This is a genomic window from Stenotrophomonas sp. PA-6-5C, from assembly GCF_021605635.1.
In the GTDB taxonomy this organism is placed as follows: Bacteria; Pseudomonadota; Gammaproteobacteria; order Xanthomonadales; family Xanthomonadaceae; genus Stenotrophomonas; species Stenotrophomonas lactitubi.
Genome location: NZ_WKEE01000021.1, coordinates 1 through 12,441 on the forward strand (window position 1 = coordinate 1; position 12,441 = coordinate 12,441).

Here is a 12,441-nt window from a genome sequence, read left to right on the forward strand (position 1 = left end):
GGGTTGGGCGTCCTGCCCAACCCGCCCGAGGCATGCCTCGGGCCCATGGCGCCAACGGTCCTGCAGCCCCACACCGCCCCACCCCCGACAGGTTCCGGCGGCTGTTGGTAGGTGTCGACCTTGGTCGACACGGTAGATCCACGCCATGCGTGGATGCCGAGCGCAGCGACCCGCTTCCGCTTTTGATCTTCTCTTCTTTCTTCCGTGGTGGGCGCACGGAAATTGTGCGTGGCCGGGCGGGTGGGTTGCGCAGGGGCGTAAGCCGCATGGATGCGGCGACCGAGCTTACATGGACGTACTTGCAGCGACCCCTGCGCAGCCCACCCGCCCGGCCAACCCCAACGGCTTCTGCTTCCAGCGACCAACCACGAGGGGCTGCGCCGTTGGCTGGAAACCTACACCGGAGCCAGCGCGGTAAAAGGCGCCCACGGCAGGTTGCGCAGCACGGCATAGCCCGGCAGCAGCCACAGCCAGAACGTGGGACTGGCCAGTACCCGCATCAGCGGATCGAGCACGCGCGGGCGCACGTCAGCCATGTTGAGCAGCATCAGGAACAGGAAGGGCAGGCTGATGACCAGCAACGGGTTCATCGCCATCGCGCCGGGCAGGTCGAAGTGGACCAGTGAATACAGGCAGCGCGTGCTGCCGCAGCCGGGGCAGTAGAAGCCGGTCAGTGCGTACAGCGGGCAGCCCGGCAGCGGATTGCCGGAGACATACGGATTGACGTGGCGCAGGACCACGGCGGCACCCGCGGCCAGACCGGAAGCGGCCAGCAGCGGAGCCCAGCGGGCGAGTCGGGAACGCGCAGGAAGTGCGGACATGCGGGAGCGGGATCCGGCGCGTGGCCGGACCCCGTCGCGGGCATCAGTAGCTGCCGTTGCCGCCGCTCAGCGCGCCCAGGCCGCCAACGGCCATGATCACGATGAAGTACAGCACCATGACGACGACGGCGGCGATGGCCGACCACATGGCCCATTTCTTGGCCTTGTCGGCCGAATCACGGGCACCGGCGACGTCGCCAGCAGCCAGCTTGCCGTTGACCTGGGCGGCGTAGACGATCGACACGATGCCGGCCGGCAGGCAGCAGAACAGGGTGGACAGGATGGCCCAGACCAGATTGTTGGGGACCTGCGGGGTACTGGTGTTCATGGTTCAAGCTCCTCGATGGGTGGTGGTGGTGAATCAAAGGTCGGATAGAGCGCCCAGCACGGCCAGGCCGCCGAACAGCCCGAACCACAACAGCAACAGGACCGGCAGGGCAACGGCCGAAGCCACCGCCCACCAGCCCGCCTTGCGCGACGCGCTGTATGCCCCCGGCAGGTCACCGGCCGCGCGGCGACCATCGACCTGGGCGGCATACACGATCGACACCACGCCCAACGGCAGGCAGCAGAACAGCGTCGTCAGGATCGCCCAGACCAGATGGTTGGGGATGTAGACCGGACGGCTGAGCGGTGGCGGTTGATTCAAAGCAAGACTCCATTCCTTGGTGGCCGGCCGTGTGAACTGGCCGAACCTCCCCCCTGTGGGTGCGTAATCTACCGCAACCTGCGACGCATGTATGCGGTTACAGCCAGATCCCGACGCCTTCGGCGCTTGACGGGACAAGAAAAAGCCGGCGCTTGGCGCCGGCTTTCAGAGCACGCTGCGGCGCGATCGGCCCCCTCAGGCGAGATCGCCGCGCAGGGTACGGACCTGGGCTTCCAGGGTGGCGGCATCGGTCGAATGGCCATCCACCGCCGGTGCCGCGACCACCTCTACGGTCGCCCGGAACCGGCGCGGCACGCGCATGCGGCCCAGCCGGGTATCGCGGCGGCTCCACATGCTCGACCACATGCCGCGCAGGGCCATCGGCACCACCGGTACCGGGCGGCGTTCGAGGATCTTCTCCACGCCGGACTTGAACGGTGCCATCGTGCCGTCGCGGGTCAGTGCGCCTTCCGGGAAGATGCACACCAGCTCGCCTTCGGCGAGTGCGGCATCGACTTCATCGAACGCACGCTGCATCAGCGCAGGATCTTCGCGCGCACCGGCGATCGGGATCGCCTTGGCGGTGCGGAAGATCCAGCGCATCACCGGGATATTGAAGATCTTGTAGTACATGACGAAACGCACGGGACGCGGAATCGTCGCCGACAAAATCAGTGCGTCCATGTAGCTGACGTGGTTGCAGACCAGCAGCGCGGCGCCTTCATCGGGCACGTTGCCCTCGATGCCATGCGGGCGCAGGCGATACAGCGTGCGCACCATCACCCAGCTGAGGAAACGCATCAGGAATTCGGGGACGATGGTGAAGATGTAGATCGCCACCACGGCATTGGCGATGGCCAATGCCAGGAACAGCTGCGGGATGGTCCAGCCGAGCAGGCGCTGGGTGAGAAGGCCAAGTACCGCCGCAGCGACGATGAAGCCGGAGTTCTGGATGTTCAGCGCGGCGAACACGCGCGACATCTCCGACTTCGGCGTGCGGCTCTGGATCAACGCAAACAGCGGCACCACGAAGAAGCCGGTGAACAGGCCGATGCCGAGCAGGTCGACGATGATGCGGATGCTGCCGGCCTGGTGCACGAACTGGGTGACCGACAGGCCCTGCGCGGTGGCTTCACCGGCGCGTGCGAAGTACAGGTCGAGCAGGAACGCGGTCATGCCGAACGCGCCCAGCGGCACCAGGCCGATCTCCACGGTGCGCGCCGACAGCTTTTCGCACAGCAGCGAACCAACGCCGGTGCCTACCGAAAACAGCGCCAGCGCGAAGATGTACAGGGTGGGCTCGCCACCGAGGTTGGTAACCGCATAGGACGGCAGCTGCGCGGTGAGGATGGTGCCGACGAACCAGAACCAGGACACGCCGAGGATGGCGTTGCGTACCGACTTCTGCTTCCTGGCCATGCGCAGCACGGCCAGCGATTCGGGGATCGGGTTCCAGTTGATCTTCAGATCCGGCGCGCCCGCATCGACCTTGGGGATCATGCGCGCGGCGAGGTTGCCGCAGATCGCCAGCGCGATGACCGCCGTGGCGGCCACGATCGGTCCATGGGTGCCGGCCAGGGTGAACACCAGGCCGCCGACGATCATGCCGGTCAGGATCGACATCGACGTGCCCATCTCGACCAGGCCATTGCCACCGGTCAGTTCTTCCGGGCGCAGTACCGAGGGCAGCACCGAGTACTTCACCGGGCCGAACAGGGTGGATTGCAGGCCCGTGCAGAACAGGGCCACCAGCAGCACCGGCAGGCTCTCGGTCAGAAAGCCCACCGCCGCCAGCGTCATGATCACGATCTCCATGGTGGTGGTGATCACGATCAGTCGCGACTTCTCCAGCTTTTCCGCGATCTGCCCGGCCAGGGCGGAGAACAGGAAGTAGGGCAGGATGAACAGCGCCGGCGCCAGGTTGGTGTAGAGCGTGCGCTCGCTCTCGGCAACGCCGAGGTAGAACAGCAGGCCGATGATCGCCTGCCGGTACACGTTGTCGTTGAAGGCACCCAACCCCTGCACGATGAAGAACGGCAGGAAACGGCGCTGGCGCAGCAGGGCGAACTGGTTGTGACCGGACATGGAACCTCCTTGGACCGGCGCAGCCTAGCATTCCTGCCCATCCGTCGGGACCGTGGCGGCATGCATCCACGCATGGCGTGGATCTACTCAGACCCCTCGGTGCGGACGGTGGGTGCGGACGGTTGGTCCGCACACCTGAGAACCTCAGACGATATCGTCGACTACGCCGCCATCGACCCGCAACGCTGCTCCGGAGGTGGCCGACGCCTGCGGCGAGGCGAGGTAGACCACCATGTTGGCCACTTCTTCGACGGTGGCCGCGCGCTGGATCAGCGACGCAGGACGATGGGCCATCACGAACTCACGGCCGATCTGTTCCAGCGGCTTGCCGGTACGCGCGCGTTCTTCTTCGAACATCGTTGCGAAGCCGTCGGACAACGTCGGGCCGGGCAGCACCGCATTGACGGTGACGCCGCTGCCGGCCACGCGCTTGGCCAGGCCGCGCGACAGCGACAGCTGCGCGGTCTTGCTGACGCCGTAATGGATCATGTCGGCCGGAATGTTGCGTGCCGATTCGGAGGAGATGAACAGCACGCGGCCCCAGCCGGCGTCGACCATCGCCGGCAGCAGGGCGCGCGACAGGCGCACGCCGGACATGACGTTGGTCTGCCAGTACTGCTCCCAGGTGGCATCGTCGGTTTCGAAGAAATCCTGCGGGCCGAAGATGCCGGCATTGTTGACCAGGATGTCGACTCTTCCCGGCAGGCCGGCCAGCAGGGTGTCGACGCCGCTGGCATCGGACAGGTCGGCGGCCACGCCCAGCACGTTGGCGCCGGGAATGGCAGACAGCAGGCGCTGGCGCGCGCGCTCCACGCTGTCGGCACTGCGGCCGTTGAGGATGACCTGCGCACCGGCGGCAGCGAGCCCCTGTGCGATGGCGTGGCCGATGCCAGCGGTGGAGGCGGTGACCAGCGCGGTGCGGTCGTTGAGTTCGATCTTCATGGAGGAGATCCTGCGTGGGCGACACGGCAGTATCGGCGCCGGGGCGTGATCGGAATGCCCCCGTGGACGCAACACGATGTTGCACGGCCGACAGCCGCTCCAGTAGATCCACGCCACGCGTGGATGCCATCAGCTCAAACCACGCACCGCACCATTGGCCGCCGCTCTCACCTTCGGCAGCATCCGCAGCACCAGCGCCATCTGCGTACGGATCAGCTGCAGTTTCGGTGGCATCGTCTCATCAAGCTGCTCCAGTTCCGCAGCCACCGCGCGATCGGCGTCGTTGTCTTCCTCCGACACCGGTTGCTGCGCAGTCAATGCCGACGCCAGCTGCTGCAATGCCTTGCGCACCCGCTCGCCAGCGGCCAGCGCCAGTGGATCACCCGCGTAGCTGTCGACCTGGTCGCGGTGCGCACCCAGCGCCGACAGGTGCCCGAGCAGGGTGTTGGACAACGCCAGGAAGTGGAAACCCGAATCGAGGTTGCGGCGCACGTGGCCCGGTTCGCGCAGCATGTTCGACAACGCGGTGGACAGTGCGGCATCGGCGTTGTGCATGTCGCGGCGGGCGATGCGGTAGGCCAGATCGTCGCGCATGCCGCTGCGGTACTGGCCCAGCACCGATTCCAGATAACGGGCGGCGGTATCCAGCACCCGCGCCAGCACGCGGTGCAGCTGTCGGCCTTGCCAGTCCGGCAGGATCAGGAACGCGGCGGCGGCGGCGATCGCGCAGCCGAGGATTGTATCGACCATGCGCGGCACGATCAGCACGAAGCCGTCGCCGATCAGGTTGAAGCAGGTCAATGCCATCACCGTGATGGCGGCCGAGGCGACCAGATAGCGGTCGGTACGCGTGAAGAAGAACAGCAGCGCCGACAACAGCGCGATCAGCAGCTGGATGTCCAACCGGGGGAACAGCTGCAGCAGTGCCCAGGTCAGTACCAGGCCGGCCAGCGTACCGACGATGCGTTGGGCCAGGCGCTGGCGGGTGGCACCGAAGCTGGGCCTGCACACGAACACGATGGTCAGCAGCACCCACGAGCCGTTCTGTGCATTGAACAGACGGATGGCAACGAAACCGGCGATCAGTGCCAGCGCCATGCGCAGGCCATGGCGGAACAGCACCGAGCCCGGGGTGAGCTGCTGACGCAGGCGCACGCCCATTTCGCGCAGCGTGTGCGGGTTGCTGTCGCGCAGGCGGGTATCGACGTTGTCCAGGCTGGCTTCGGAACGCTCGGCATCGAGCAGGCGGCGCTCGATGCTGCGCAGGTTGTGCACCAGCAGGTCCAGCGAGCCGAGCAGGCGCTGCCACTGCGGGCGTTGCTGGTCGCGCAGGTAGGTCAGCGCATCGGCAAGATCGCGCCCGGCCTGCTGGTTGCTCTCGCCGTAGACGAACGGGCGGCGCAGCCGGATCGCTTCGCCCAGCCGTGCACAGGCCTGGCCCTGCAGGTCGAGCAGGCGCTGGCAGCGGTACAGCACGTCGCTGTGGAAGAACGCATCGACCAGCGCGCCGTACGGATAGTGCGAGGAGCTGGCGCGCTCATGGAAATCCTGTGCCATGTAGTACAGGCGCAGGTACAGGCCGGAATTGACGCCAGGCCGACCGGAGCGGCCAAAGCGCGCCAGGATCGCCGTCTTCGCCTCGTTCAACGCACCGACCACGCGGCGGTTCTGTTCGGCCAGGTCGAGCTGGCGGCGCTGCAGGTCCGCCTCGCGCACGGGTTCGAACAGGGCGGCCTTGAGCTGCAGGTAACGGCCCAGTTCTACGTACAGGCGGGCCACGCGCTCGCGCACCGGCCGGTTGGCGAACAGCGTGGTCCACAGAATCGACAGCAGCCCGTACCAGACCGCGCCCGCCAGCAGGTGGCTGACCGCATCCAGCGCACTGTGCAGGTCATGGGCACCATGCTGCTCCAGGCCGATCATGGTGTAGATGGCCAGGGTGACGGTCGCCTGGGCGATGGACGCGTAACGCTCGCCGAGTGCGCCGAGCAGTGTCAGGCCGAACGTGGACAGCGCAAGGGCCGTGATGAAGATCCACGGCCAGGGGAACAGCCAGATCACCGAGGCCGCCGCCAGGCAGAAGCACAGCAGCGACAGCAGCACGGCCTTGGTCCGGCCCCACCAGTTGTCATCTGTCTCGGCAATCGCGCTGGCGATGATGCCGAGGAACACGCCAGGCAGCGCGGTCAGCGCATCCAGGTGCCAGCACACGGCCAGGGCCGCTGTCAGGGCAATGAACACCCGCAGGCCATAGCTGGCCTTCTCGTGGGCCCACAGGCGGCTGAGGCGGGATTCGCGTGCGGACATGCAGGCTCGGCGGAAGGATCGACCTCCATTATTGCGGGCCGCGCGTGAAATGGTAGATCCACGCCATGCGTGGATGATTTTCCGCTCCATACCCGGTAGCGCCGGCCGCCGGCCGGCTCCTCATGAGCCCGGACGAAGGTGCGAGGAGCCGGACAGCGGCCGGCACTACCGTTTGCCGGTCGCTTACATGTCGAACCGCACGCTCAGCGCGAAGGTGCGCGGCAGGCCGACGCCGGCATTGGACCAGTACCTGCGGTTGGTCAGGTTCTCCACGCTGGCACGCAGGGTCACCGGGTGGCCGGAGGCCAGCAGGCGGTAGCCGATGCCGGCATTGACGAGCGTGTAGTCGGGCAGCTTCAGGGTGTTGTCGGCGTCATACCAGACATCGCCGTAGTAGCGCACGGCGGCATAGGTCTCCAGCCCTTCCACCCACGGCAGCTGGTAGGTGGCGTGCAGCACGCCGCTCCAGCGTGCTGCACCGACGGTGCGGTTGCCTTCCTGCGCCGCGCTGCCCGGTGACAGCTTGTCGTAGGTCGGGTCAAGCCAGGTCACGCCACCACCGACGGTCAGCGCATCGCTCAGGTGCAGGTCGGCGCTGGCCTCGATGCCTTCGTACAGGGTGATGCCATCCTGCACCAGGCGCTTGCCTGCATCGGTCAGCTGATCGATGTTGGCGCCGCGCTCCAGGCGGAAGGCAGCGACGTTCGCGTTCCAGCGATCCGCTTCAACCTTGGCGCCGATCTCGTACTGCTTGCTGATGGTGGGGTCGAGCACATCGCCGGCATTGACGTAGCTGTTGCCGACGCGGCCGCCGGCTTCCAGCGACTCGATGTAGCTGGCATACAGGGTGACGGCGTCGCTGGGCTTGAACATCACCGCGTAGGTCGGGGTGACCGGATAGGTGTGGTAGGCGCCCTTGGTCTCGAAATCGTTGTGGCGCCAACCGGCCAGTACCGACCAGCCATGGCCGAGGTCGACGGTATCGCTGACGAACACGGCCTTCTGCACGGTTTCGCTGCCACGGCTCATCACCCGCGAACCGACTGCGTCGTGGCGGATGTCATGGCGCTGGTAGAGGTTGGCGCGGCCGATCAGGCTGAACTCGTAAGGACGATCCCAGCCCAGTCCGGTCTGGTGGCTGACCCCGGCCACCAACTGGTGCCGCAGCGGGCCGGTGCCGAAGCTGCCCTGCACCAGTGCCTGCGCCAGCTTCCACTCGCTCTTGCCGCCGAGCTCGTAGACGTTGACGTCGTAGTCGCCGTTGAGGTCGTCGATGTAGGCGAAAATCTTGTTGACGTCGTTCCACGAGGTGGTGACGCCATAGCTCAGGCTTGCCTTCCAGTCGCTGTTGATCTGCCAGTTCAGTGCGGTGGACAGCAGGCTGGAGCGGGTGTCGTAGTAGGTGCCAGGCACGCTGTTGTCGACATCGCCAGCGATCGGCCGCGGCAGCGACGTCAGGCCACGGAAGTAGTACTGCGGTGATTCCTCGCGCAGGTCGCGCGACTGGAATACGCCGTCGAAGGTCCAGGTGAGGGCATCGCTCAGGCGCGCGTCCAGCGACAGTGCGCCGACCTTGCGATCGACATGGCCGCCGTTGAAGGTTTCGCCCTTTTCCTGGTAGGCGTTGAAGCGGTAGCCGAACATCTGCTCGTTGCCGAAGCGGCCGCCGACGTCGATGCCGCCGCTGACGATGCCCTGCTCGCGCCAGCCGAGCTGGGCGGAGAAGGTCGGTACCTCGGTCGGCTTCTTGGTGATGTAGTTGACGATGCCGCCTGGTGCGCCGAAGCCGTACAGGAACCCGCCGGGGCCCTTCAGCAGGTCGACCTGTTCCATCACCTCCAGCGGCCACTCGGTGCCCCAGGACGAGACCTGCAGGCCGTTGACCCGGTAGCTGTCGAAATTCAGGTCGATGCCACGGTTGCGGATCGGCGAGCTCCAGCCGCTGGCATAGGCGCTTACCTGCGTGGTGACCGAGGGGTCTAGCAGGAAGGCTTCGCCCAGCGAGACGACCTGGCGCTGTTCGATCTGCTCCCGGCCGACGGCGGTGATCGCAAACGGGGTATCACGCAGGACGCGATCGCCCAGGGCGCCGGCCTCGGTGTGGGTACGCTCGGCGATGACCTTGACCGCGTCCAGATCGGTGGCACTACGGGCGTCGGCGGAGGCTTCGGCGTGTGCCGTGCAGGCGGCGGACAGCGCTACGGCCAGCACGGCCAGGCGGGGGGAGCGGATGGGCAACATCGATGGGGTCCTCGGCGGACGGCCACGGGCCATCCGCCCATGCAGGGGGAAAGGTCGGTGGCTGGGATCACGCAGGCGTGCCGGCAACGGCAGCGGGGCGCCGCAAGGGGGCGCAGGACCATGGCTGGATGAGAATTGTTCTCTTTTCGTTACAGCGCGTCAAATGCCATCGGCGTGCGGACCAACGGTCCGCACCCACCAGAGACAGGTGTTGCAGTAGATCCACGCCATGCGTGGATGGGCCTTGCTATGCCCGCTGCGCGCGCCTGAGCAGCTTCGCTTCACGCCTGCGCGCACGCCGCGCCTTCCAGCGCTCGGCCAGGCACGAGAAGATCACGTACAGCGCCGGCGTACTGAGCAGGGTCAGGCTCTGCGAGAACAGCAGGCCGCCGATCATCGCGATGCCCAGCGGGCGACGCAGTTCCGAACCTTCACCCAGGCCGATCGCCAGCGGCACCGCCGCCAGGATCGCCACCATCGTGGTCATCATGATCGGGCGGAAACGCACGATGCTGGCTTCGCGTGCCGCCTCGCGCGCGGTCAGCCCATGTTCGCGCTGCGCCACCAGGGCGAAGTCGATCATCATGATCGCGTTCTTCTTGACGATGCCGATCAGCAGCACCAGCGCGATCATCGAGATCACCGACAGTTCGGTGTTGGTGCCGAACAGCGCCAGCAACGCACCCACGCCGGCTGCCGGCAGGGTGGACAGGATCGTCACCGGGTGGATCAGGCTTTCGTACAGGATGCCCAGCACCAGGTAGACGGTGAGGATCGCCGCCAGTACCAGGATCAGCATGTCGCTGGGGTCGGAATTGAAGCCGAAGCCCGCGTCGTCGGCCAGGCGGATGTCGCCGGGCATGCGCATGCCCGCCACGGTGCTGTCGATGATGGCCTTGGCCTCGCCCATGCTGACGCCGGGGGCGAGGTTATAGCTCAGGTCCATCGTCGTGTACTGGTTTTCATGGGTGATCTGCGAGGGCGCGAGGCCCGGCGCCTGTCTGGCCACCGCCGTGATCGGCACCATCTCGCCGTTGCGCGCGCGCACATGCACTTCGTCCAGCGCCGCGGGCGTGGCGGTCTGCGACGGCAGCGCATTGACCACCACGCTGTACTGGTTGATGTCCGAGTAGATGGTGGAGATCTGGCGCTGGCCGAAGGCGCCGTACAGCGCACCGTCGATGGCGCCGACCGAGATGCCCAGGCGCGCGGCCTTGGCGCGGTCGATCTCGATGTTCTGGCGCAGGCCGGCGTTGTCGACGTCGGTGCCGACATCGCGCAGCTTCGGGTTCTTCTTCAACGCCGCCTGCAGCTTGGGCAGCCATTCCTGCAGCGCGGCCAGATCGTTGCCCTGCAGCGAGACGCGGTACTGCGCGCCCTGGCTGTTGCCACCACCATCATTGCTGGGCAGGTCCTGGATTGCGCGCAGGCGCAGCTGCAGGTCCGGGTAGCGGTCGGCCTTCGCACTCAGTCGTGCCAGTGCGTGTGCGGTGGTTTCGCGGCGGCCTTCCTTGCGCGACTTCAGTTCGACGTTGAACTGCGCGCTGGAGCCCTGGCGGCCACTGCCCAGGCGTACGCCCACGGTCTTCACCGCCGGGTCGGCCATCAGCATGTCGGTGATGCGACGCTGGCGGCTGACCATGTCCTCGAAGGACACCGTCGCACTGGAGTTGGCGCGGCCCCAGATCAGGCCGGTGTCCTGCGGGGGGAATGCCCCCTTCTTCACCGCACCGAACAGGAAGATGGTGACGCCGATCAGGATCAACGGCGTCAACGACAGCAGCAGCGCATGGCGCAGCGAGAAATCAAGGAACACGGTGTAGACACGCAGCATCCGCTCGTGACCGGCATCAAGCCAGCGGCCGAAGCGCGACGGTGCAGCTTTGTGGTCGTGCGCGCTGAGGAAGCGGCTGCACAGCGCCGGGGTCAGCGTCAACGAAACGATCATCGACACCACGATCGCCGCCACCAGGGTCACGGTGAACTCGCGGAAGAACGCGCCCATCATGCCGCTGGCGAACAGCAGCGGGATGAACACCGCCACCAGCGAGGCGGTGATCGAGACGATGGTGAAGCCGATTTCACGCGCACCGGCGAAGGCCGCCTGCATCCGCGGCATGCCCTCGTCGAGGTGGCGCATGATGTTCTCGATCACCACGATCGCATCGTCGACCACGAAGCCGATCGCGATCACCAGCGCCAGCAGGCTCAGGTTGTTCAGGGTGAAGCCCATCACGTACATCACCAGCGCGGCACCGGCCAGTGACAGCGGCACGGTGACCGCAGCGATCAGCGTCGGCGCCAATCGGCGCAGGAACAGCGCCATCGTCAGCACCACCATCGCCAGGCTGATCAGCAGGGTGATCTGCACTTCGTGCAGCGACGACCGGATGGTCGGGGTGCGGTCGAAGTAGGGCGTCATCGTGGTGCCCGGCTGCAGGTAATCGCGCAACGCGGGTATCTGCGCTTTCACCCGGTCCACGGTTTCCACGATGTTGGCGCCGGCACGGGTGAACACGTACATCACCACGGCCGGTTTGTGGTCGAACCACGCAGCCTGGTAGGCGTCCTGCTGGCCGTCGTAGACGTTGGCGATGTCCTTCAGGCGGATCACCCGGCCGTCGCCCTGGGTCTTGACCACCAGATCGGCGAAGTCGGCGGCGCGTGCGACCGAATCGTTGGCAATGATCGCGGTGGTGGTGTTGCCATCGCTGAGGAAGCCGGTGGGCGAGGTCACGTTGGCCGCGCGCACGGCATTGCGCAGGTCGTCAGCGGTCAGTCCCAACGCGTTCATCAGGCGCAGGTTGACGTCCACGCGCACCGCCGGCGTGGAGGCACCAGCGATGTCCACCGAGGCGACACCGCCGATCTGGCGGATGCGCTGGGCCAGCAGCGAATCGGCGACGTTGTACAGCTCATCGGCGGACTGCGTCTGCGACGTCAGCGCGATGGCGATCACCGGGTCGTCGTTCGGGTTCGCCTTCTGGTACATCGGCGAGCCCATGCCCGAGGGCAGGTCGGCCTGCGCCGAATTGATCGCCGTCTGTACGTCCAGCGCGGCTGAATCGATGTCGCGGTCGCTCTGGAAGATCATGAACACCAGCGAGCTGCCTTCCGAACTCGACGAGCGCATGCGGTCGATGCCCGGCAGCTGGCCGAGGTGGCGTTCCAGCGGCGCGGTCACCGTGGAGGCCATGGTCGCTGCGTCCGCACCGGACTGGCTGGCGTGCACGAAGATCACCGGGATCTCGATGTTCGGCAGTGCCGACACGCCGAGCCGCAGGTAGCAGATCACGCCGACCATGAACAAGCCGATGGCCAGCAGGGCGGTGCCGATCGGACGGCGGATGAAGGGGCCGGACAGGTTCACCGTGCAGCCCCCCGGAGGCTCGGGGC

General features: G+C 66.6%; 8 protein-coding genes. All 8 read right to left on the reverse strand.

The genetic code is table 11. From position 1 onward, the window contains the following. Positions 1–395 precede the first annotated feature (395 nt). The 8 genes from GIW57_RS10940 to GIW57_RS10975 all read right to left on the reverse strand — a co-directional run bounded on the left by GIW57_RS10940 (position 396) and on the right by GIW57_RS10975 (position 12,415). Positions 396–821, reverse strand: a complete 426-nt coding sequence (locus tag GIW57_RS10940) for a DUF2752 domain-containing protein (protein WP_236510689.1) — start codon at positions 819–821, stop codon at positions 396–398. A gap of 43 nt (positions 822–864) precedes the next feature. Further along, complete coding sequence (locus tag GIW57_RS10945; protein ID WP_100462178.1) at positions 865–1,149, reverse strand: CD225/dispanin family protein; 285 nt, start codon at positions 1,147–1,149, stop codon at positions 865–867. A gap of 33 nt (positions 1,150–1,182) precedes the next feature. Then, entirely contained in the window at positions 1,183–1,470 is a 288-nt protein-coding gene (locus GIW57_RS10950) for a CD225/dispanin family protein (protein WP_089237339.1), read from the reverse strand. Between the two features lie 195 nt (positions 1,471–1,665). Beyond that, entirely contained in the window at positions 1,666–3,555 is a 1,890-nt protein-coding gene (locus GIW57_RS10955) for an MFS transporter (protein WP_100462179.1), read from the reverse strand. A gap of 144 nt (positions 3,556–3,699) precedes the next feature. Beyond that, positions 3,700–4,497 (reverse strand): SDR family oxidoreductase, encoded by a 798-nt coding sequence (locus GIW57_RS10960; RefSeq protein WP_236510692.1) that lies wholly within the window; start codon positions 4,495–4,497, stop codon positions 3,700–3,702. A 129-nt stretch (positions 4,498–4,626) separates the two neighbouring features. Further along, the gene (gene yccS / locus GIW57_RS10965) at positions 4,627–6,804 is read right to left on the reverse strand and encodes a YccS family putative transporter (RefSeq protein ID WP_236510695.1); all 2,178 of its coding nucleotides are present in this window, start codon (positions 6,802–6,804) and stop codon (positions 4,627–4,629) included. A gap of 183 nt (positions 6,805–6,987) precedes the next feature. Next, positions 6,988–9,045 carry a TonB-dependent receptor gene (locus tag GIW57_RS10970; RefSeq protein WP_236510698.1) on the reverse strand — a complete coding sequence of 686 codons (2,058 nt, stop codon included), beginning with the start codon at positions 9,043–9,045 and terminating at the stop codon, positions 6,988–6,990. Between the two features lie 247 nt (positions 9,046–9,292). Continuing rightward, entirely contained in the window at positions 9,293–12,415 is a 3,123-nt protein-coding gene (locus GIW57_RS10975) for an efflux RND transporter permease subunit (protein WP_236510701.1), read from the reverse strand. Positions 12,416–12,441 lie beyond the last annotated feature (26 nt).